This window comes from Pantoea leporis, assembly GCF_028048155.1.
Lineage (GTDB): Bacteria > Pseudomonadota > Gammaproteobacteria > Enterobacterales > Enterobacteriaceae > Pantoea > Pantoea leporis.
The window spans coordinates 201,012-224,166 of sequence record NZ_JALMEU010000005.1 but is presented as its reverse complement, the minus strand read 5'-3'; the positions used below and the strand labels follow the sequence as shown (position 1 = coordinate 224,166).

Below are 23,155 nucleotides of genomic sequence, written 5' to 3'. Positions count from 1 at the left end.
CGCTGCGACCTTTTTGACGATCACTTGTCCTAAAACAGGTACACTTACCGCATAACGCCGGGCTGAATTTGCCGCCCGGCGCACCATGCTGGTTAACGTCAGGTTTCTTCATGTCAGTCAAAATCTTATCTTCAACGTTGGTGGGGCTGGATGGCTTCTGCCATGACCCGCTCGCCGTGCTGCAGCAGGCCGATAACGGCACGCTGGCGGTGCTGCATAACAATACGCCGGCGTTTTATGCGCTCACGCCGCAGCGTCTGGCGCAGCTGCTGGCGCTGGAAGCCGCCGCGCAGCAGCCCAATGATGTCACGCTGGATGAGAGTCTGTTTCAGACCGAAAGCGCGCCCATCGCCACGCCGGTGGGCAAGTTCGCGATGTATGAAGGCTGGCAGCCCGATAGCGATTTTCAGCGTCAGGCCGCCATCTGGGGCGTGGCGTTGAGTGAACCGGTTACCGCCGCCGAGCTGGCCACGTTTGTGGCGTACTGGCAGGCGGAAGGCCGTTTGTTCCATCATGTGCAGTGGCAGCAGAAGTTAGCGCGCAGCGTGCAGATGAATCGCGCCGCCAATGGCGGACAGCCAAAGCGCGATCTCACGCAAATCAGCAATACTGATTACGATATTCCCGATGGATTCCGAGGTGAGTAATGAAAACGCCGAACGATCTTTTTAGTCGCCTGAAAAAGATGATGCCGTCCGAAGTGCAGCCGAAATTCAAAAGCGGCGCGGAGCTGCTGGCCTGGAATCAGGAGCAGGGCCGTTTGCGCTCGGAAGCGATTGTGCGAGAAAACCGCGCGATGAAAATGCAGCGCATCATGGGGCGCTCGGGCATCCGCGAGCTGCACATGAACTGCTCGTTCGACAACTATCGCGTGGAAAATGATGGGCAGCGCAAAGCGCTGGCCATGGCGCGCGAATACGCCGCCGGATTTGAAAACAGCATCTCCAGTTTTGTTTTTTCCGGTCGTCCCGGCACCGGTAAAAACCACCTTGCCGCAGCGATTGGTAACGATCTGATTATTCGCGGTAAAAGCGTGCTGATTGTGACCGTGGCCGACTTGATGTCGAGCATGAAAGGCACTTTCAGCGGCGGCAGCGATTTAACTGAAGAGCGCCTGCTGCACGATCTCAGCCATGTGGATCTGCTGGTGATCGATGAGATCGGCATGCAGAGTGAATCGCGCTATGAAAAAGTGATCATCAATCAGATTGTTGATCGCCGCTCATCGTCGAAACGCCCAACGGGCATGTTATCGAACCTCGATCCCGCCGGTATGAATTCGCTGCTGGGTGAACGCGTGATGGACCGTATGCGCCTCGGCAACAGCTTGTGGGTGCGCTTTGACTGGGAAAGTTATCGCAGCCGTGTGCGCGGTGATGAGTATTGAGGAGTGCTATGAAAGCAGCCGGTAAAGGTCCAGCACTACTTCGCCTGAACAACCTGAAGCGGGTGATGATGCAACTGCGCACCACCCGCATCACCTCCCGCCAGGATCTGGCATTAGCGCTCGAGCTGAGCAAAAACACCGTTTCACTGATTGTCGATGATTTGCTGGAAGCCGGGCTGATCAATGAGCTCGGCCCGGTTAGCGTGGCGTCAGCGGGACGACCGAAAATCGAAATCTCGTTGCGCGCCGAAAAGCTGAAAAGCGCGGGCATCATGGTGGAGCGCCAGGCAATTCACTGGCGCGTGTGCGACTATTTCTCGCAGGTGATTGCCGAGCAAACCTGGCGCACCGAAACCAGCGATCCCGAGCAGTTGCTGCATGAGCTGGTGGAAGTGTGCCAGACCTTGCACGCGGCGCATCCCGAGCTGCTCGGCGTGGCGATTGGTTTCCCTGGCATCATCGATCCGCATCGCGGCTGGGTGCATTTTTCCGCGCATCTGGGCTGGCAGGATGTGGATGTGATGACCATTCTCAGCCACGAGATGCCGCTGCCGCTGCGCATCATGAATAACGTCAAAGCGGCGGCGCTGCTTTCGGTGCAGCAACTCGAACTGAATAAGTCGCAAAGCCATTTCTATCTGCGAATTTCTGAAGGATTAGGTGGCGCGCTGGTGGAACACGGCGAAGTGTTTACCGGCAGCAGCTGGACGGCGGGCGAGATCGGCCATCTTATCGTGCAACCCAACGGCGAACGCTGTAGCTGCGGTCGCTTAGGTTGTCTGGAAACGCTGGTGAGCAAACCGGCCATTCAGCAGCAGCTGGCAAAACGCAAACCGGGCCTGCGCTGGCAGAATGGCGAGAGCGAACCGGAAATCCTGAAAGAGGTGATGACGCAGGCGGGCACCCACTTGGGCAACGCGTTGAGTCAGGTGATGCAGCTGGTGAATCCGGCCAGCATCATTATTGATGGGCCGTGGAATGCGCAGCCAGCGTTTGTGCAGGCGGTGCAGCAGGCGGCGCAGGCCGGTGCGCTGGCCTTTACCTTCGCCCATACCGCGCTGCATTTCCTGCCGCTGCGTATCGATCCGGCCAACGGCTTAGCGCTGGCGGTGATTGAGCAGTACGAACGCCTGAGTTAACAAGGGCGCCATAAAGGGCGCCCTGCAGATCCCTATCCTTACCGATTAATGCCGTGGAATATCAAATGATTCGCTCGCCTTCACGGTGGACGTCGTCTCCGGCAACTCTGCTTCGACGTTAAATTTACGCAGCACCAGCGCATGAATCTTCTCAAGCGACACGCCGGCCGTTTCTGGCAGATAGCGGAAGGTGAAGAAGTACATACCCAGCGAGAAGATTGCGAACAGCAACAGCGGGAAGCCACCGTGGAACATATCCAGCAGCATCGGGCTGCTGTTCATGATCGGGAAGGTGCTGCTGATAACAAAGTTGGCCATCGACATCGCGCAGATGGAAATCCCCACGCAAATCGAACGAATCTCGGTTGGGAACACTTCGCCCAATACCGTCCAGACGATCTGCCCCCACGTCATACCAAAGAAAATCATGTAAGCGAACAGGCCAATAACCGCCAGCATACCCGGCAAGTGGTAATAGAAGGCGATGAAGGAGTAGGTCAGGCACACGCAAGAGGTGATTGCGCCCAGCAGCAGCAGCTTACGACGACCGACTTTATCGATCAGCATCATCCCCGCCAGCACGCCAATAAACTGACAAATCGACAGCCAGAAGGTTTGCAGCAGCGCTGAGTCAGTGCTGCCCGCGACGTTTTTCAGCAAGGTTGGTCCGAAGTACTGAATGACGTTGATACCGCTGATCTGGTTACCCACCGCCAAACCGATGCCGACAATCAGCAATGGAATGGTGGTTTTATCCAGACGCAGACGCGATTTGTGCTGCTGCGCGGTTTTATCAGAAAACGAATGTTTGATTTCGTTGAACACGCTTTCGGCATGTTCGCGGTTAGAGATTTTGGTCAGCGTATCCAGCGCTTCATCGTACTTGCCTTTCAGCACGTTCCAGCGCGGTGATTCCGGGATAAAGGCGATGAACAAAATAAACAGCGCGCACGGCACCAGCGCGGTGGCGAGGATGTAGCGCCAGCCCATGTTGATCATCACATCCGGTAAGGTGGATTTGGTGATGAAGTAGTTGGTCAGCAACACTACCGATTGTCCGCCGACGCAGCACACCGCATAGAGCGCGGTGGTACGGCCACGAAACTTCGAAGGCGACAGCTCGGCCAGATAGATAGGCGAAATTACCGACGCCAGGCCAATCGCTAATCCGCCAATCATGCGGAAGATGACGAACACGGTGAAGTTATGCGCCAGCGCCGTGCCGATCACCGAAACGGTAAACAGCAGGGCGGTGATGGCGAGGGATTTTTTACGTCCCAGCTTGTCACTGAGGCGCGGTGCCATAAAGCAGCCGATCAAACTGCCGAGCAGGATATTGGAAACGGCCCAGCCGGTTTCAGCGGGCGTTAACTGGAAATATTCACTTAAGGGTTCGATTGCACCGGAGATAATGGAAGAGTCATATCCCATCAGCAGACCGCCGAATGCCGCGACAGTACAGCAGAGAATGACATACTTCATGTTGTAGCGTTTTTGCCTGGTATCCATTGTTATAGCCCCTTGTCTCTACGGCCTGAACGTTACTTGTCCAGAAAGAGGGTGGTGTAGGTTTCGATGTTCAACTTTTATTCACGCGAGGTCTTCGTGTTGGAATATATGTTCTAAATGATGGTATTTGGATCATTTTTTCCGAAAAGTGTGAAGGGGGTGGCGAAAATTGCCGTATAAGTCGTCAGGAGTATGCTTATAGCCCAATGAAATGATAGGTTTTTCATCAACTCACTCTGTAAGGGCATTGCACAATTTGCTTTTTATTGGAATTTTCATTCTGTTGAATACGCGGGTTTACCGGGTTTATTTCACCCGACGGAGCGCACGGGTGCGTTTCATTTTTTAACAGGCAACGGGCATAATACGTTGATTATCAGCCCCTCTTTGCGGACGCCGTAATGAAAACGCAGCGCATCACTCTGGACGATATTGCTACCCTGGCGGGCGTCACCAAAATGACGGTAAGTCGCTATCTGCGCACGCCGGAAAAGGTCAAAACGGAAACGGCGGAGAAAATCGCCAGCGTGATTGCCGAAATTGGCTACGTCGCGGATAGCGAAAATGTCTCAGCGACCAAACAGAACCCACCGCGCATCGGCGTGTTAATTCCTTCTTTTAATAATCAAATCTTTGCCGACTTGCTGGCGGGTATTGAATCGGTGACCAGCGCGCACGGTTATCAAACGCTGGTGGTCAATTACGACTACAACGCCCAGCGTGAAGAGGAGCAGATCGCCACGGTGCTGGCCTTTAACATCAAAGGGCTGATCCTGACCGAATCTGTGCACACTGTGCGCGCAGAAAAATACCTAAACGCCGCCAACATTCCGGTGGCGGAAGTGATGGGGCTGACCGAGGCGCGTGGACGCATCAATGTGGGTTTCGACAACTATCGCGCCGGCTACGACATGACGGCGATGCTGCTGGCCAGCGGCAAACAGCGCGTTATCTATTTTGGTTCGATGTCCGATCGTCGTGATGAGCAACGCTACGCCGGTTATCGCGATGCGGTTGAAGCGGCCGGGTTGCCTGCGGGCCGGATTGTGCCGAACAAGGTCTCTTCGGTATCGATTGGCACCGGCATGATGACGCTGGCGCGCCAGCTCTATCCGGAGATGGATGCGATTCTTTGTACCAATGACGATCTGGCGGTTGGCGTACTGCAGGAGTGTCAGGCGGCGCGCATTGCCGTGCCACAAGCGATGGCGATTGCCGGTTTTCACGGGCTGGAAATTGGTCAGGCAACCACGCCACGCTTAGCTAGCGTGATCACGCCGCGCTTTGAGATGGGAAAAGTGGCGACGGAGATCATCCTGAAAAAGGTCAACCAGCAGCCCACCATCGAGCAGGTCGACCTGCATTATCGCCTTTCAATGGGCGCGACCATTTAAATCACGGCGCATAGCGCAGATGAAGCAGCGGAAAAGGATTTCCCTGACCATCCAGCGGCGAGCGGCCGGTGATAACAAATCCCTGATGCTGATAGAAACCTAGCGCCTGCGGATTCTGCTCGTTCACATCCAGTTCGGTGACATTCATTTGTTCGATGGCGAAGCGCAGTAGCTGTTTGCCTATGCCGAGACCAAACACTTGCGGCGCGACAAACAGCATCTCCAGCCGATTATCCGCCACGCCGAGAAAACCGACGATGTTCTGTTGTTCATCGCGATAAACACGCAGCTCAACCATCGGCAAATATTGCTCGCGCACCAACGGGCGCAGAGCGCGGATATCCGCATCTTGCAGGAAATGATGCGTCGCCCGCACCGAGGCTTCCCATACCGTGGTTATCGCCTCGAAATCGCTCCTCTGCGCGGGGTAAATTCCTTTCATGGTGTTCTCCTTGATATTTTCGTGTCATATCCGTAAACGCTGATGATTAAGCTTTTGACTCGATGATAGCGCGATAAATTGTTGCCACTTCACTCCTTTGTTAGAGTGTGGTGAATTTTAGAGGAATGATTTATGCCGCGCGATAATCGCTTGTCCCGCTCGTTGCACGCACTGATACATCTGGATCGGCACGTTAAACGCGCCACTTCAGAAACGATGGCTAAAATGTTGGGCACTAATGCGGTGGTGGTGCGCAGGATGATGTCCGGCCTGCGTGATAAAGGGTATGTGGTGTCAGAAAAAGGGCACGGTGGTGGATGGGAGCTGCGTGTGGGGTTAACGGAAATATCCCTGCTGGATGTTTATCAGGCAATCGGCGCACCAGCGCTGTTTAGCATTGGTCCGGCTGCGGAGCCCTCGCCTTGTCTGGTTGAGCATGCCGTTGATGCGCAACTCGATCAAACCCTTAGCGAAGCGGAAGCGCTGTTGTTGAAGCGCTTTAGCCAAATTACTGTTGCCGATATTAGTGACGATTATCTGAGTAAAATGGCTAAACTTGGCCTCCCGTCCAACACCTTCCCTAAATGCAGTGAATAACCGATTTTTCCCGGTTATTCATCACATCGGTTAATCCTGTTTTTGTAAGGTGATTTGTGCTTCATGCTTCATGACGTGCGTAGTAATGGCCGCCTGGAAAACCTTAAACATCAAACCATTAATAAAGGTTGTTAGCGTGAGGGTGATAAATGCTGTCATCAGCCAGTCAGCAATTGCCATTCCGCTATGTAATAAATCAGGGTGATAAACCACCATGCCGAAAAATACCACCCAGTGGCTCATGCAATAGAAGCAATGAAACAAGTGACCAAATAATGCGTTCTTTTTAGCGGTCCATGCGCGTAATCCCGCGAATAGCTCAGTTTGGGTAATTGTCATGGAAATACTGGCCGATGCCAGTGCGATCGCCAGGCATATTGACAGGTTCGATATTATTAAGCTGCTCATACATTCTCCTTTTCATCTCAAAGTATCATTTCATGTAACTAACAATATTACATGATGCATTTGGCTACAAGATGCCGAAGAGTCCTAGCTGTAGGAACAGCCATAAATTGGCGAGTTATCGTTATTTATTGGCTTTTGACCATCACATAGCCAGTGAGCGTCTTCTTATAATGCTTATCAGTTAATCGCTGACACCGAAATTTCAGAGCGCACTGATCGTAGCGGCGCAATTTATTGCGCGATAAATCGCGCCGCTACGGGATGTGCGACGATTTATCGGTATCACGGTATTCATTTCGACATCAGGAGGAAAGATGGATATGCACGCCGCCTTTATGCAGCAACTGATGCTCTGGATTGAGGACAACATTGAACAGAAACTCATTCTGGAAACCGTGGCGCGCCGCGCCGGCTATTCGCAGTGGCATCTGCAGCGACTGTTTCGCAGTTACACCGGCGTCGCGCTGGGTACCTATATTCGCGAGCGCAAGTTAACGGCTTCGGTGATTGCGCTGTTGAACAGCAATATGCCGCTGATGGATATCGCCATCAAATATGGCTTCGACTCGCAGCAAACTTACTGCCGCACCTTCCGCCGCATGTTCGACCTGCCGCCAGGCGCGTTCCGTCGCAAATATCAGCACAGTTTGCCGGACATTGATGGGCCTGCTAGTTTGCTGTTTTTGCATCCGCAGAGTCGGCTGGCGGCGTAAAGTATTTGCCGGGCGTTGAGCCAAACGCGCTGCGAAAAGCGCTGATGTAGCTGCTAACGCTGTCGAATCCGACCTGCCACGCCACTTGCTGCACACTTTTGCCCGCGGCCAATCCTTCCAGTGATTTGAGTAAACGTGAAACCTGGCGATAGCGCGTCAAGCTCATGCCGACCGCGCTGGCCCAATGACGGCTGAGGCTGCGCGGGCTGAGTCCTGCCCAGCGCGCCAGTTCGGGCCCGGTACGCGTATCGGCGGGGTCGTCCATTAACAGGCGCGCAATCTGCAGCAAGCGCGGTTCTGCTGGCAGCGGTAACGTCAGCGGATGTTCGGTCGATTCATATAACTCATCCAGGAACACCTCGCACAGGCGATGGTAGCGCGCGCTGCCCCAGTGATCGGGCGACAAGGTTGCCAGTCTTTCCGCCAGCGGCTCCAGCACCGACGGGCAGGAAAGCAGGACGGGATGATCCGGCAAGGGTGCGGCCAGCGCGTCGTCCACCAATACTGTCCAGCCAAGCACCGGGCCCGGCCCGATGATCGCATGTTCAAAGTAGGGCGGAATCCAGCCCACCAGTCGCGGCGGATTGGCGAAAATACCCGACGGCGTTTTCACCGTCATCAATCCCTGCTTCAAACAGAAGAGCTGCCCGGCAGCGTGGCGATGGGTGAAGGTTTCACGGTCCAGCTGCTTCGCTAACGCAGCGGCAATCACTTTCGGCGCATCCGGCTGCAGCAGGCGCTGACGCAGCTCAGCCTGACGTGGATTGCCGGAAAAAGTCAGAGTATCGGTTGGATGGATTAGCATGCCTGGCTCCACAATGCGATGAAGGAGCAAAGTGGCGGAGATAGGTGGGGAAGTAAAGCGTGGGTGTGTATAAGTTGAGGAGTGAAAGGGCGGGATGCGGCCCAGCGGCGATCATTTCGATTTCTTAGGGATTGTCTGCCACTGCAGCAGACCGGCAATGTTGTTTTCACCTTCTGCCTCTTTTAAACGACGCTGTTGCTCGGCGAATTGACCGTATTCAGCCTGCGCTTTTTCATCGGCCATTTTCTTACTGATTGAACCTGCACCTTGCAGCACATCGCGATCGTTAAACTGCAAAAATTGATCGAGTTTGCTCTGCCAATCGCGAAGAAAAACCTGCTGGCGGCGGCGCGCTTGATCTTCTGCGAAATCCAGCCACATCGTGACCACGCGATTAAGCTCGCTCACTTCGTCCTGAACCAGATAATTTTTAGCCACGGTGACATCGCTTCTGCGCACCTCTTCACCTTTGAAACTGGTCAAACCCATATGAGGTTGGCTGGCGTTGGCGCGCAAATGAATCAGCTCGGCAGCGGTATAACCGGTACAGGCAAAGTGCAATTTGTTCTGAATGGTTTGAAAAAACTGCGTGGTCTCTTTGAGGGAAGGTTGATAGTCAGCCGCTAAGGCAAAAATCTCGCGAACGCGTAAATACATCCGACGCTCACTGGCGCGAATGTCGCGAATACGCTCCAGCATTTCATCGAAATAGTCAGGTACTGCGGATGAACCAACCGGCGGATTTTTCAGCCGCTCATCGTCCATCACAAATCCCTTAATCAAATATTCTTGCAGGGTTTGCGTTGCCCATTGGCGGAACTGAGTACCGCGAGCAGAGCGGACGCGATAACCGATAGCGAGAATCATTGGCAGATTGTAATGAAGGGTATTGCGGCTGACTTGACGAGTTCCTTCCTGTTGAACTTGTAAGTAAGACTTACAGGTTGCGTTTTGTTCAAGTTCGCCTTCGTCATAGATCGCTTTAATGTGCTGTGTAATGGCTTGCGGCGTGATTTGGTAAAGGGTGGCGATTGATGCTTGCGAAAGCCAAAGCGATTCCTGCTCGAAGCGACATTCAACCCGCACTTTCCCATCGCCGCTCGCAAACATGACAAATTCGCCTGCTGGTGATGGTGTGGATTGCTCCTCTGACATGTCGCCTCCGCTCTTTTAGGATCTGGTGCACAGTATGCCAGAGAGACGCAATGAAGCTCATTAGTCGATTGGCGATTATTTTATCAACTGCAGCGCAGCAGATTTGGTAAACGGTTGGGGTGCTCCGCAATTACAACCTCTTTATCAGCGTCTACAGTTAACTTATCCACCTCCCTTCACTAAGCCTCTGACACCATGAGCCTTTCCCTGATGCATTACCTTCGCGCGCGTCTGCGTTTGCTGATTTCGATTGTGGCTGGCGTGGCCTGTTATTTCTTCCTGCCTGCGCACCTGGGCATGTTGCAGCGTCTGCTGATTGGCTGGAACGTGCTGGCATGGCTCTATCTCGCTTTTCTGTGGCTGCGCATGCTAGGCACCGAGGCCAAAGATATTCCGCATATTGCTAAAATCGAGGATGAAAGCGCGACGCTGGTGTTGAGTATGGTAACGCTCACCTGCCTGGTCAGCATTCTGGCGATTCTGATGGAACTCACCACGCTGAAGAGCCTGACGGGAACGCCGCGCGTGCTGCATCTGCTGCTGACCGCGGCAACCTTGGTGGTTTCCTGGGCGCTGCTTCCGACGTCATTCGCCATGCATTACGCGCACCATCACTATCTGCGGCGCAGCAAGGATGTCACGCCGATGATCTTTCCTGAAAAGCCCGAGCAGCCGGGATACTGGGATTTTCTCTACTTCTCTTTCACCATCGCGGTAGCATCGCAAACCGCCGATGTGGCAACGGGCACCACGGATATGCGGCAAATCGCTCTGTTACAGTCGGTGATTTCGTTTGTATTCAATCTGGCGATTTTGGGATTGTCGGTGAATGTGGGGGCGGGGTTGCTGAGTTAGCTGAATGAAACAAAAAAGTGGCGGAAGATCACAGGAGTGATATTTTATTTTAAGGGTATGATATTGTTGACTTTACTTTGTAATAAAAAGTTAAGTACCCCCAATAATACCCCCGTAACACATCCTTTTAGTTTTAAATCGGTTATCTTCTATGCGTTATCAAGTAAAAGAATCAAGTGTTAACCTTAGGTTATATTATGAAAGAGAATTTAATATTACTCTAAATTCCTCTTCGAATTCTTCCTTTAGTAAGTTAATTGGCAATGGATTGCGATAACGTCTACAAGCTGATGCAATTAGCGGCCACAAACCCGATTTAACGGCAGAGTTTTCTTTATAAAAAGGATTTTGGTCACACTCTTCAAAAAGAGTTGATATGAATGTTAACATCCCTTTATCAACAGGAATTTGGCTAACAGTCATGCCATGCTTATCAACGCCTTTAAAGAGTTTATACTCAGATGAATCATTTAAATACCAATACTGAAAGTTACAGTGGGGCAGGTGCTCTTTTTTAAGATAAGCGATGGCATCAAATTTGTCTTTTTGCTCATAAAGACATGAAAAAAAAGCCAATATTACATAATAAATACTTCCGGAAGTTAATTTTTTGAATTTTTTTTCATCCTTAACTTCTATCTGATTATGTATCAACATCGCATAATCATTAATAATACATGTGAACTGAGTTTTATTTTGTAAGGTTTGGATGCTTCTTTGAACTAGATGATATAACCATTTTATTATGAATGGTTGATTTTCTGAATCCATGCTCAGAACGAAAAGTGCAAGGCTTAGATCAATTGCATTATCATCTTTCAGAGGATGATACAATGAAGGGTTATTTTCAATGATATTAATAAGTATGCCGCTAACTTTACTTAGTTCACTTGTTCTTGAAACAAGCAAGGCAGTGTCTTTTTCTTTTCGTATGTCCCACACTAACCACATGCAATAAGCACTAATCCTACCTATTATATCAAATAATTTTATATTTACAGACACGCTAGAAGGAGGATAAATTCCCGCACTTATAGTCATGTGACCTTTTGATATATCAATAAATTTTTCAATGTATTCTTTATTTGTTGAATGATATGTTTCTAAAATTTTTTTAAATGTTGAGAGTATATTAATACTATCCTTTTTTCTTATTCCTTTGTGATTTTTTGCCAGATCCCATGATAATAATAAAGTTTCCTCCGCTCCCATTACCGCAGATTGCAAGTTATTTTGCTCTCTACACCATGAATACAGCATCCAAAAACAAATATTCATTTGTCTGATTTTTGTGAGTTCAGTTATATTGGTTGATTCATGTATTTTCCTTAATAGAATTGAGTAGTTTCCAAAAGAAACCTCCGGTTCATCAAGAAAGGATAAAGTTTTTCTCAATAGAAATCGCAGGTTTTCAGGTAAAAGATTTTCATTCAAGAAATGATTAACTATCAATTCAGATATTTTATCACCGTTCCACTCCTCGAACTGGATATTTCCTCTTGTATTATAATTTGTATATCCAGTAACTAATGTTCTAACCTGCTCTCTGATATCTCCACCAAAACATAAACACACCTTTATTGGAAGGTATTTATATTTCTGAGGTAATCTAGATGGTATATATGTGTCAATTATTTCATTTAAGGATGGCCTTAAGGACTGTTTAGCATTTCCATCCCATTCATTATGCGTTAAGTCTCCTGATTTTATTGAAAAAAGATAAACAGCCTCTTCCGCGCCATCGATACTACCCACTGCGGCTACATCCACACCATTCTGCAGAGTACCTCTTCTGGGAACCGAGAAAACGTTTAACCCCATCTGACTTATCAGGTCAGGTAAGATAGCGTCCAACTCCTCACGTTCTCTCAAAGAAGAAATGTATTGCTTTACCATAAGCTTCATTTATTTATTCCTTGGCTACGGTATTCAACATATTTTTGCTCTAAACCAATCGGATCATAAGTTAGCATTTTAGGCTCTTCATGTTCAAATGGGATTGATGAGAGCGGAATTTCCTGGCGCATCTTCTCTCCGCCAATAGTATGGCTGTGTACTACAGTTGAATCTCCATAAAGTAAAACTAATTTATCACCAAATAAACTTGAGAAAATCGATTTTTCATCTGCGCTTTCAAATATCTCATCCATTTCTTGCATTTTTTTTCTTGCGTCTGCTTGTGCTTCATTTGATGAGCAATAAAGTTCGCCTGTGTCTCTAGCTTTTACAATTAGTAGTTCCCGTTGATCTCTATCATAAATCATATCTTTAATTATCTTTTTCATTTCAGGGCTTTCGAAAAAACTCTCAAGATCTTTTAAATATTTCCCGATGATCTTAGGGAAGTTTTCGTACAGAAAATGGTCGAATATTTCAGATATTTCTTTCTTATCTTTGTTTGAACCTTTATTACAAATGATCATCACTAATTTTGTGGCTTTCCTAGGATGTTCAAAAAGCCAACCACAAATTATTTTTGATAAGGGAATTAGCTTATTTTTATTTTTTGCTTCTTCTAAAAAAACATCATTGAGAATTATTTTTTCAGCTGGTATCTCTTTGCAAAGGTTAACAGCGTTTATTACGCAAACTAAGTCACCGCTTAAAAACCATTTGGTTATAAGGTGTCCTGCTTTTTCAATATCGCTTGCAAGAAAATGAGCTAAAGAGCCAAGTTCTTTTATATTAATTAGGTCTCCATTTTTTTTAATATTATCCAGTAAATATTCAACTTCATCTAGTTTATTTTTCATACATAGTGAATGTAAAGTTAACTGCAGCTTCCTCAGTTCAGTAGCATTTCTGAAGTCATGGTTTGCAATTTTATCAGTAAAGAATTTTTTTAGAATAATTGGTAAATTACTATAATAGTCTCTAATAGAGTCAAGAGAGCATTCAATAATAGCGCAGTAGTAGTTGTCGTTTTGTCTACTTTCATCGATTATTATATCGAATAATCCATCTTTGAATTGAGTTAAATAAACAAGTGCATTTAAGTTTTTTACTAAATGTTCCTTGCTTACTTCATTGTTTATTTTTCTTTTAAGAAAGTCAGTTACTTTTCTTTCAAGAAGATCGTTATTTTCCGGATAATGGAATATTGATTCAGTTATTAATGGTTCGTGGTTTTCTTCACCATTATCAAGCATTGCCTCCAATTCATTGAAGTAAAGCTCTCTTTGGTTACGTGATGCTGACATGAATAATATTGGTAGTAGTGATATCAACGACTTGTCTTCTTTTAACTGCTCGAATAAATATTTTATGTCTTCTTTTTTTTCAAGTTTTAACGTGTAGTCTCCAAAGGATCTTTTGAATTCATAACTTTCAATTGCTTCTTCTTTGGTGCTTATAATTGAGAGCGTAAATTTAATGTAATCTTTAGGTTCGATTTTTATTAATGATGTGTACTTGATTAAGCATTGAAATGCTACATATTGATCATGCGTTTTACTATCTTTTAATATTTCATCTTTAACATAGTTAAGAAATTCAACATGAACACCATTGAAAAAATCTAATAAGAGCATGTAGTTTTTTTCTGATTTTTCTTCGTCTCTCTCTAAAAACAAGAAGTTGAAGAGTTTATTTTTTTCTATCAGGTCTGCAAAATCGATTTCCATGCGCCTCCACATATCTCTAAGGTATTTTTTCCACGAATAAAGGCTGTGATGTGGCTGCACGCAATTCTATCCCCGCCACGCCTGTCAGACTTTTGCATCGCTTTTTATGCACGTGCTAGAGATACTCAAGCGGCCCCAGTTTGGCTGCTGTAAGTGTCTTTGGTTGCTAAAATGTGCATGCGAATCCATGCAGCCCATGCATGCACACTCATTTATACTCGCCACCGTTCAGAAAATCTTTAGGGTTGTATCAAAAATTGTGACGGATGTGCCCGCGCGGAAACAATTTTTGAAATCCTAACCTTTCTTTTTTGGCACACATTCAATTCATGCTTCAAGTAGCACGCTGTAATTGTCGGGCTCTAAACTTCAGCCCGTAGCGCGCGCTCGTACCCCCGCCACGCCTGCCCGCTTAATCGAGTGGTTTTAATGCGGCTGCATGACTGACTTCAGGTCGCGCCGCTGCTGGGCTGACCGGGTAAATTCAGGGTGCAATTATTCATGCGTTTTCATGCAGCATAGACATGCACTTATGCAGAGGAACGCCAGCCAGGTGCGTAATCGCATGTTACTTTACTACCCGTTTGCATTTTACTTGACCTTCGCCAACTTAAAATCGTCACTGATGCTGAGGGGGTAGACATTGCATTGCGTGACCGGCAGCTGTGTGCCAGAAGCGGACAATGCGAGCATCATAGTGCGCGAATGAGTGAAAGCAGGTTAATTTGGGCACTTGGTGAAGATAAAAACTGTTCAAGCTTTTAGCCGAATCATCTCGAGTAAGGACTCAGCTCATATGAAGGTTATTGAAAGTGGCATTCGTAACGTAAAACAAGGTGAAAATGTGAAAGTAATCACGCCGGTAAACATCTATGAGTGTGAACTGGGCGATGATGTTTTTGTAGGACCATTTGTAGAGATACAAAAGGGATGCGTTATAGGCGACAGAACCCGAGTACAGTCTCATACTTTTATCTGTGAGAACGTTACCTTGGGTAAGGACTGTTTTATCGGCCATGGCGTAACCTTTGTTAACGACCTGTTCAAGAATGGCGGTCCTGATGCTGCTTCAGAAAGCTGGATACATATCGTATTAGGTAACGCAGTAACCGTGGGGAGCGGAGCAACTATCTTAACAACGGACATTTGCAGTGGTGCGGTGATTGGTGCAGGTAGCGTGGTTACAAAGCCTGTGTTAATTAAAGGGGTGTATGCTGGCAATCCAGCCAGACTGTTGAGAGAACTCTAAGCATTATCTCTGAAAATTTTAGCCCAAATTTATCGCCATCGCAGGTCGTTAAGGTAGGCTTTTCGCCAAAGCGGCCCTTAAAGCCGCTTAATAGGTGAAGGGCTGAAGAATTTACCTGTCAGTGATTATGATCTCTCAGAAAAACTGTCAGCACATCTTTCGGCGGAATACCTTCGCACTCAGAAATTAACCAGCCTACAGCCCCACGATGGTAAGTTCCGTGAAAAAGCATGTGATTTAGCATATCTGTAGCAGTCATTTCTCCCTCACCACCATCGACAAAGCTGAACTTAATAGTTTCTCTTAAATCAGCAGGAGACATTGAGCTTACGCGACGGATATACCAGTTTGTAACGTCGTCCATTTTGATCTCAAGCTCATCTACTGAGGGTGTTTCAGGGGTGTTCAGGGCAGTGTAACCATGCTGCTGACCCGAAATATTTGCTCTAAAAATCATGTCTACCACATGTATATGGTTCATCAGTCTTAACATCAGATGACGCTTTTCTGCATAAGCAGATTCACTGATACCTTTAACTGCTTTTAGCGTTTCAGCATCAATCCAGCGCTTAAATTTCAAGAGTGTAACCAGTGTGTTCTTGTCCATGAATTTCTTCCTGATTTGCCAGTTCCGATAGCATATCAATAAGTAGTTTATGAAGCAGGGGTTCTAATTCAAAAAGTATAAGCATAAACAAGGTCCGCTCTTCGCTCATAGCGGACTTTGCAGTGCTCAGAATTAACTCGACAATATCTGATAATTTTTTTTGAATAAAAATCTTTATAAGATCTAAACAGATTGAGCGCGTTTTTTTGAGTATTTCAACCCACGAAAAAAAGCGCCCCGGAGGACGCTTTGGATATCAGAAGCTCACTTTAACTCCCAGCAGCGCGCTGGTATCGGAATAACCGCCGCCGCCCATCTGCTGGCCAATGTTGCCCCAAAGGTTAACGCCGGGCTTAATCTGGCCTTCAACTCCCACCTTCAGCTCGCCCACGTTACGTGTCCCTTTTTGCGTCACCGTTACGCCGTTAAGACGGCTACCGAAAGATTTAGTGTTGCCAATCCAGTTGGCCTCTATAAACGGTTCGAACGTGCGTTTTTTGCCGTCATCAATAGAGTTGTGTCCCTTGATGAAGGCCCGCACACCTACCCGGGCCTGCACGTTGCCGTCACCCGTGCCCTCAACGCGGGTGCCGTTGGCCTCACGGATGCGGTCCGCTTCAACGCCCATCCATGTCAGCTGCGCCTTCGGCTGAACGTAGTAGCTTTCGCGCTCGTTCCTCTCGCCCAGCTTCCAGGTATAGCCACTCTCAACTGAGGCGGTGATCCCTTTGGACTTATAGGACTCTGCGGCCAGCGAGTCACCTTTTACCGTGTTATCGAACCAGCTGTACTGCGCCCACGTATCCACGTACGCGCCGGTCTTCTGATCGTTGTCCTGCAGCCAGGTGCCGTACAGCCCTGCACTGTAGCCGCGGATGCTGCCGTCCGCCTTCTGGCCGGTCAGACGGTTGCGGCTGTTGCTCTGCTGATTTGCGTAGCCTGCCATCACGCCCAGGTGGTAACGGTCCGCGCCGTCGGAGCTCCACTGCGCCACGTCGCCGCCCAGCTGCATCACGTAGCGGTTGGCCTGCGTTTTCATCTGTCCGCTGCTGTCGGTGGAGCGGGTATGCCCGCCGACGTTGCGTAACCACATGCTGGTTACCTTTTCCTCACCGGTGATGGCGTCCACGTAGTTAGTTTCCCCGAGGCGATCGTGCAGGCGCGTGTTAAACAGCGTGTTGCCTGCGGCCATGTTGGACGCATAGGCGCCGGACTCCGGACGGTAAACCCTGACTTCCTCTGGCTCAGGCAGGTTGCCACCTTCTCCCTCTCCCCCGTTGCTGAGGGTGTTGGAAAGGTACCAGTTACCCGCGCTGCCGCCTTCGCCGCGCTGCAGATGATAATCATAGGCGCCGGCCACGATGCGTCCTTCCTGCACAAACTCGCCGTCGGACCTGCCGTTGACGTGGATAAGCTCAATACCGTTAAGCGTCTTCGCGCCGCTGCCGCCGGCGTTATTCACGCTGACGCGGGTGAGGCCGGAAGTATCACCGTCGACCACCATTTTATCGGTGACCGAGCTGTCGTCGCCCAGCGCGGTATTGAACGTCAGGTGCCCGTTGTCGCCCGCGTAGCTGCCCGCCACGTGCAGCAGGTTGCCCGCCGTGCCGCCCGGGCGTCCGAGCACCACATCGCCGGAGTTGCGCAGGCTGCCGCCAATGCTGAAGGTCAGGGCGTCAGCGACCGCGCGCGTTACGGGCTTCAGCGATCCCAGCGTCAGCATTCCCTGATTGTTCACGCTGCCGGCTGTGCCGCCAAAACCACCGGCCGTCGCGCCGGCAGCAATGTTCAGACTGCCGGAGGCCAGGGTCACGTCACTGCCAGACTCACCGAGCTGCAGGCCGCCCGCGTTGACGTTCGTATCACCGCCGTACTGCGCGGCCGCCTGGGTCAGCGTCACAACGCCTGAGCCGTTCTGGTTCAGCGCACCGCTGCCGGTAATGCTGTTGCCCAGCGTCCAGCTGTCCATGGAGGCCAGATTCAGCGTGCCCGCGTTGCTGACCGACGCGCTGCCGAGGCTGCGCTGGCCGGTGACAGTCAGCGCGGAATCAGCGTCCGTTGTGAACCGGCCGGTAAAGCCGCTGTTATCGCCGGTCAGCCGGACGTCGCCGGCGCCGGCAACCTGCGTTTCCCCCGCGCCGCTCAGGCTGTTGACCAGATCTCCTGTAGCCTGTTTAAGGGCCAGAAGGCCGTCGTTGATGATGCTCCCGGTACCGAGGCCGCTGGTCTGGTTAAGCTGCGCGGCCGCGCCTGCCGCGATGGACGTGACGGCCGAGAGGGCCGAGTTGCTGCCGTTCACCGTCAGCGTGCCGCCCGTGACGTTCAGCGCGCCAGCGCCCTGCAGCGAACCGTCCACCGTTCCGCCGCCGGTGATATCCAGCGCACCGCCCGCGATGCTGACGGCAGAGCCGGACGCCGCGTTAAGCGCCCCCACCGTCTGGCGATGACCGTTCATGTCAAAACCGGCGCCTGACGCCAGCGCGAGCTCACGGGTCTGCCCCAGCACGTTGTCGTTGCCCATCTGAAGCGTGCCGCTGCGCACCTCTGTTTTACCGCGGTAGTTATTGTTCAGGTTAGACAGCGATACGGTCTGGCCCGCGCCTGTATCGATCGCCAGATCGCCACCGCCGGTCAGCTTCGCGCTCATATCCGCCGCGCTGCCGGTCTGACCCGCTGCGTTCAGCACCAGGCCGTCGTTGCCCCGCGTCAGCAAATCCAGCTCCGTCAGACCGTAACTGACGTAAAGGCCGTCCTGCGCTGCGCCGCCGGTCAGGCGGTAGTCGTAGGTCGCGTTGGCGACGGCCAGTCCATTTTGCGTTATATGCGTGTGCAGCGCGTCGCTGATGACGTTGCCGTTCTGATCCTTCAGCAACAGGTTGCCGCCGCTGCCGGTGACCGCGCCGTCGCTGCCCGCCAGCTTCAGCAGGGTGTTCGCGTCGTCCTGCGCCATGACCGGCAGCGTGTCCGGCGGCAGCACCGGCGCGTTGTCCACGGTGCCGGCGTTCACCTGCACCGTGCCGCTGCCGCTCAGGTCCAGCAGGTCCGCGGTCTGCACGCTGCTTTTCGCCGCGCTTTCGCCCGGCGTGCCTGTATTGAAGGCCACGGTGCCGCCGTCAAAAGCGAGCCCGCCGGTGCGCTGCACGCCGTCCGCCACGTTGACGGTGCTACCCGCGCCTGCCAGCAGGCGGGAGGCTGTCAGCGCCTGCGCGTTCAGGCCGCCCAGTGCGAAGGTAGCGTCGGTAAGCGCCAGAGTTCCCGTGAAGTCCCGGCCCGCCGCCGCAGCGTTGTTGCCGGTAAAATCAAAGGCATGACCGTCCGCGCCGGCCGACAGCGTACCGCCGCCGCGAATGAAGCTGTTTAAGGCAGTGTCGCCGGTAGTGCGTATGCGCAGCGTGCTGTCGTCGCTGAGGCTGAAGCCGGTGCCGGCGGCATCATCCTGCGCGTCGCCGAGCGCCAGCAGCGTGTTATCCAGCGTGAGCTCAGAGCCGTTCGCCAGTGAAACCTGCTCAAAGCCTGTCAGCATGGCGGGGTTGGCCACGTTCAGAAACGCGTCATTCAGGTTCAGCGTGTCGTTACCCGTACCGGCCTGCAGCGAGCTGAACAGCCCGGTATCCGCCGGACGAATGCCGTTGAGGTAAAAGTTATCGCTGCCGCGTCCGGTTATCACATCATCAGCCGTGCTGCCGCCCTCCAGCGTGACGCTGTTATTGCCGTCCAAGAGCGCCACCCGGCCCGTAATGTGGCCGCCCCGCGCGTTGGTAAAGCTGAGGTTGCTGCCTGCGCTCACGCGGATGGCGTCATAGAGCGATCCCGCGGCCTGAATGGTGCCCTTGTTTATGAAGCTCGTCAGGTAGCCGTTGGCCACGTCCACCACGGCCGAGGTCAGCGACTGCGAGGTGAGGTTGCCCGACTGCTCAACATGGCGGGTCTGGCCCTTAACCTGCATCGCCGCCCCGCCGGCCGCATCGTGCACGTTGACGCTTACGCCGGAGCGCACGTCACCGGTGGTATTGGTCACTACGCCACTACCGGCGGCGCTGTCCACATTAATGACCAGGTTTTGCGAGTCTGCCGTATTGAAGTCCGCGTCCGACAGGGAGGTGTCAGCATGGCCAAAATAGATGCCCGTTCCGCTGCCGCTTACGGTGATGGTGCCGCTGTTCTCATTCGCCAGGGAAGCCGCGGTGCGTACGCCGGCGCCGTCACCGACGTTAATGGTGGTGTCCTTAAGCTGTATTCCCTGCAGCTCTGCGGCGTTCTCAATGGCGCTGCCGGTACCGCCGGCCGCCATGTCAATGGTGGCCCCTTTAACCGTCAGCCCCGTGGCTCCCGTATCCAGCAGCACGCCGTGGGCGCTGCCGGCGGCCCTAACGAGGCCCGAGCCGTTCAGGTTCAGGTCTGCGCCGCTGCCTACGCGAAACGCCGCTGTGCCGTCTGTCGCTTCCACGGTGCCGCTGTTACTTACGACCGAATTCGCCCCCTCAATGTCAACCGCGGTGCCGTTAACCCGGACGCTGCCGCTGTTGCTGAGCGTGCCGCCGTCAACCTTCACGCCGGTGGTATTCGGTGCGGTAAAGTCAATGCTGCCCTGGTGATCCAGTACGCCACCGTTACGGGCGATGTAGCCTACCGCGCCAGCAGCCGCGTTAGCGCTGTTCAGGGTCGCGTGGCTCGTCAGCAGGGCGCCACCGACGTAGGAGGTGCTACCGGTGATATCGGTGTAGTTACCGTCGACGATCCCGGCGGAGCTGCCGGTGCCGCTGAGGCTGAGCGCGGTGTCCGCTGAGAGCACGCCGCTGGCGGAGCCCGCTACGCGAATGCCAGTGGCGTTATCGCCCGTGACGTCAATCGTCATGTTACCGGTGTTTAGGGTACTGCCTGCGCCCTGTGCGCCAGTGGCCAGCAGGCCGGTCGCGCCTGAACCGGAAACGCCAATCTTTGTTGCCGTGCCGGCGCCGTCAAAGTGTGCGCCGCCGTCGATGCGGTAAAGGGTTGAGCCTGCCGTGGTAACGTCCTGGCGGGTGCTGCTGTTGTCGGTGATGCCGGAGCCCGAGCCGAAGACGTAGTAGCCCGTCTGGTTTTTATCGCGGAAGTTCACGGCTGCGCCGTCCTCCACCATGAGCTGCCCGCCGCTGCGCGCGTGGGCGGCGATGGCGCGCTCGCCCTCAAGGTTAATGGTTCCCGCGTTGGAGGCGCTGGCCATGGTACCCTCAGCCCAAAGTCCGTAGTTAGCGGTGCCGGTGACCGGGTCCACACCGGTCTCCACCTCGATGGTGCCCTCATTGCGCACTGCAGAGCCCGTACGGTCAGTCATTTTGCTGATAGCCTGCATGGCCACCGCATTAATGCCCTTCAGGCTGATGAGTCCGGTCGCGGCGTTAAGAACGTTTAACGCCCCCTCAACGGCCACCATGCCCGCGTTCTGCAGCGGAGCCGGTACGGCTGCCCGTCCAAGGATCTCAACTGTCCCCTCATTGGTGGCAGAGCTGCCGGGTCCCCTGGCATAAACTGCACTTCCGCCCTGGGTTTTACTGCCGATAATCATCGACTGTCTGTTTGTAAAAGTCCCCTCATTGATTCGGACAAGATTACTTCCCGGTGAGCTGGCATCAATATCATTGGTGGGTGACGCTGTGTTGCGTTGTGCCTCGCGTCCCAGATAAAGTGTACCGTCGTTAACAAAATCTGATTTGCCGGAGATGTTTACGCCGATGGTAAATATTCCGGAAAAAATTGTATTAAACGGACGCGCGATAGCGGCAACATTGATATTGCCCGTATTGACCATGTTACTGTTATTATAAAGATCAACTCCCGGATTGGTTGCATAGTTTCCGTTCGGGGCGATATTGATTACACCTGAATTATTAACCTCGGAGTTATTGGCTTGTATAGCGGTGTTATGCCCTGCAAAAACGTTTGACACGGCGCCGGTGGATAAATCAGGCCGATAAGCAGCCATCTCAGGATTGGTGCCAGCATCAATGACACCGCTATTATTAATAATGCTGTTATTGGCCTTTACAACAACGGTGCCTTTGCTACTACTCGCAAAATGCCCGAGTTCACCCGCATTATTAAGCGTTGCGCCATCCTGAAGATTCACAATCGCGATGTCAGTGTTAACACCCTGAATTGATGAATCTTTATTAACATTAATTACAGCGCCTGCCCCCGAGCCCAGCAGATAGGCGACACGACCGGTATTGACCGTCTGCAGGACCGCGTCATCATCCGCAATTGCATTACCATAATCCTGATAGATATATTGAGCACTATAAATAACTGCTTTCTTAAACTCGCTCATATAATCCTCAGGCCTGATTATATGATTTTTTACTGCATTGATAAGCGCTTCATTATAGGCCTTAAGCTCGCCGATGCTATTGACACTCTGAGCCCCGATCGCACTTGTGAAGCTGCCGGCAAATTTATTGGGAATTGATGATAATGGCTGTCCGGGGGTAGCCTGACTAAAAAAATTTCCCAGATCGACAACAGTTTTGCTGTTGTAATTAATTACAGCCGGGCTGCTTGCATCAGCTGAGTCAGCCTTAAAGACTGAAGAAATCACGTTCGTTTTATTATTGCCTTTCAGATAGGCAAGAAGGCGATTCGATGGATCATTGAACCATTCCGCAGCCCCCGGGTTTCCTGTGTTAACATCCAGACTGCCTCCCGACTGAACCTGAATCAGGTTGCGGTCTACATACTGGCCATTTTTTCCGACAGCCTCGAAAATCGGAATGAGGGTTCCGGAAATTTTCTGAATGCCCAACTGGGTGTTATCGTAACCACTGAAGGTCTCCGTGTTGCCTGTTACCGGATTTACGTAATCGTACCCTGTGAGCTGCCCGGTTCTGATATAGCCTTCCGGAATCAGCGCAGCGCCTTCTCCCGTCAGCAGTCCCATGTTATAGGCCGCACCGAGTGTCATTTGGCGTGAGCCTTCCCGGCCTGATGCAATATTCGCCCAGCTGCTGTCGGCCAGATTATCCTGTCCCGAGACATACTGTATATGCCCGTTATCGGTTTCAGGATTAAACATGTCCAGTCTGATATCAGCCGCGTCAGCCAAACCGCTCAATAGAAGCATACCCACTGTTAATTTTCGAAGTGGCGATTTTAATGAATCACGGATGTTTGACAGGGAAGAGGATGACTTTACTTTCCCCCTGGCCAGCTCAGAAGTAACATCATATCGCTGGCAGGCGGCATTCCATTTTACTTTAAATATCTTATTCATGGTGTTGCGCTCTTTTTAAATATAGT

General features: G+C 51.5%; 17 protein-coding genes. 8 read left to right on the top strand and 9 right to left on the bottom strand.

The features are described 5' to 3' along the window. The first annotated feature begins 110 nt into the window (after positions 1-110). From dnaT to MWH02_RS15405, 3 genes are read left to right on the top strand one after another with little or no spacing between them, the layout of a single operon-like run. Positions 111-647, top strand: coding sequence for a primosomal protein DnaT (gene dnaT, locus MWH02_RS15415; RefSeq protein ID WP_101763871.1), 537 nt, complete (start codon positions 111-113; stop codon positions 645-647). Continuing rightward, complete coding sequence (gene dnaC / locus MWH02_RS15410) at positions 647-1,387, top strand: replicative helicase loader DnaC (RefSeq protein WP_110868257.1); 741 nt, start codon at positions 647-649, stop codon at positions 1,385-1,387. The genes dnaT and dnaC overlap by 1 nt, the downstream gene beginning before the upstream one ends. Positions 1,388-1,395: 8 nt before the next feature. Continuing rightward, positions 1,396-2,526: an ROK family protein gene (locus MWH02_RS15405; RefSeq protein WP_101763869.1), complete on the top strand. Its 1,131-nt coding sequence runs from the start codon at positions 1,396-1,398 to the stop codon at positions 2,524-2,526. 45 nt (positions 2,527-2,571) lie between these two features. On the opposite strand, the gene MWH02_RS15400 is transcribed toward MWH02_RS15405, so the two are convergent. After that, complete coding sequence (locus tag MWH02_RS15400) at positions 2,572-4,035, bottom strand: sugar porter family MFS transporter (protein WP_101763868.1); 1,464 nt, start codon at positions 4,033-4,035, stop codon at positions 2,572-2,574. A 401-nt stretch (positions 4,036-4,436) separates the two neighbouring features. Between MWH02_RS15400 and MWH02_RS15395 the strand changes: the two genes are divergently transcribed. Next, on the top strand, positions 4,437-5,429 hold the full coding sequence (locus MWH02_RS15395) for a LacI family DNA-binding transcriptional regulator (RefSeq protein ID WP_192414306.1): 993 nt from the start codon (positions 4,437-4,439) through the stop codon (positions 5,427-5,429). Between the two features lies 1 nt (position 5,430). Here MWH02_RS15395 and MWH02_RS15390 read toward each other — a convergent pair whose 3' ends face one another. After that, positions 5,431-5,871 carry an acetyltransferase gene (locus MWH02_RS15390; protein ID WP_101763866.1) on the bottom strand — a complete coding sequence of 147 codons (441 nt, stop codon included), beginning with the start codon at positions 5,869-5,871 and terminating at the stop codon, positions 5,431-5,433. A 132-nt stretch (positions 5,872-6,003) separates the two neighbouring features. Between MWH02_RS15390 and MWH02_RS15385 the strand changes: the two genes are divergently transcribed. Then, entirely contained in the window at positions 6,004-6,468 is a 465-nt protein-coding gene (locus MWH02_RS15385; RefSeq protein ID WP_271460970.1) for an Rrf2 family transcriptional regulator, read from the top strand. Between the two features lie 30 nt (positions 6,469-6,498). Here MWH02_RS15385 and MWH02_RS15380 read toward each other — a convergent pair whose 3' ends face one another. Beyond that, on the bottom strand, positions 6,499-6,876 hold the full coding sequence (locus MWH02_RS15380) for a DUF1360 domain-containing protein (RefSeq protein WP_271460969.1): 378 nt from the start codon (positions 6,874-6,876) through the stop codon (positions 6,499-6,501). Positions 6,877-7,190: 314 nt separating this feature from the next. On the opposite strand from MWH02_RS15380, the gene MWH02_RS15375 reads away from it, so the two are divergent. Continuing rightward, positions 7,191-7,589 (top strand): helix-turn-helix domain-containing protein, encoded by a 399-nt coding sequence (locus MWH02_RS15375; protein ID WP_101763864.1) that lies wholly within the window; start codon positions 7,191-7,193, stop codon positions 7,587-7,589. Here the strand turns inward: MWH02_RS15375 and MWH02_RS15370 are convergent. Both MWH02_RS15370 and MWH02_RS15365 read right to left on the bottom strand, forming a co-directional pair. Further along, positions 7,546-8,394 (bottom strand): AraC family transcriptional regulator, encoded by an 849-nt coding sequence (locus tag MWH02_RS15370; protein WP_101763863.1) that lies wholly within the window; start codon positions 8,392-8,394, stop codon positions 7,546-7,548. The two genes, MWH02_RS15375 and MWH02_RS15370, sit on opposite strands and share 44 nt — an antisense overlap. Before the next feature lie 111 nt (positions 8,395-8,505). Then, complete coding sequence (locus MWH02_RS15365) at positions 8,506-9,549, bottom strand: virulence RhuM family protein (protein ID WP_271460968.1); 1,044 nt, start codon at positions 9,547-9,549, stop codon at positions 8,506-8,508. A 195-nt stretch (positions 9,550-9,744) separates the two neighbouring features. On the opposite strand from MWH02_RS15365, the gene MWH02_RS15360 reads away from it, so the two are divergent. Next, complete coding sequence (locus MWH02_RS15360) at positions 9,745-10,404, top strand: DUF1345 domain-containing protein (protein ID WP_101763861.1); 660 nt, start codon at positions 9,745-9,747, stop codon at positions 10,402-10,404. Positions 10,405-10,599: 195 nt separating this feature from the next. On the opposite strand, the gene MWH02_RS15355 is transcribed toward MWH02_RS15360, so the two are convergent. Together MWH02_RS15355 and MWH02_RS15350 are read right to left on the bottom strand one after the other, a co-directional pair. Continuing rightward, complete coding sequence (locus MWH02_RS15355) at positions 10,600-12,309, bottom strand: hypothetical protein (protein WP_271460967.1); 1,710 nt, start codon at positions 12,307-12,309, stop codon at positions 10,600-10,602. Continuing rightward, positions 12,306-14,027 carry a hypothetical protein gene (locus tag MWH02_RS15350; protein ID WP_271460966.1) on the bottom strand — a complete coding sequence of 574 codons (1,722 nt, stop codon included), beginning with the start codon at positions 14,025-14,027 and terminating at the stop codon, positions 12,306-12,308. The genes MWH02_RS15355 and MWH02_RS15350 overlap by 4 nt, the downstream gene beginning before the upstream one ends. 796 nt (positions 14,028-14,823) lie before the next feature. On the opposite strand from MWH02_RS15350, the gene MWH02_RS15345 reads away from it, so the two are divergent. Further along, on the top strand, positions 14,824-15,276 hold the full coding sequence (locus MWH02_RS15345) for an acyltransferase (protein ID WP_271460965.1): 453 nt from the start codon (positions 14,824-14,826) through the stop codon (positions 15,274-15,276). Positions 15,277-15,394: 118 nt separating this feature from the next. On the opposite strand, the gene MWH02_RS15340 is transcribed toward MWH02_RS15345, so the two are convergent. Beyond that, positions 15,395-15,883 (bottom strand): DinB family protein, encoded by a 489-nt coding sequence (locus MWH02_RS15340; protein WP_271460964.1) that lies wholly within the window; start codon positions 15,881-15,883, stop codon positions 15,395-15,397. 256 nt (positions 15,884-16,139) lie between these two features. Beyond that, entirely contained in the window at positions 16,140-23,129 is a 6,990-nt protein-coding gene (locus tag MWH02_RS15335) for an autotransporter outer membrane beta-barrel domain-containing protein (RefSeq protein ID WP_271460963.1), read from the bottom strand. Positions 23,130-23,155: the final 26 nt, after the last annotated feature.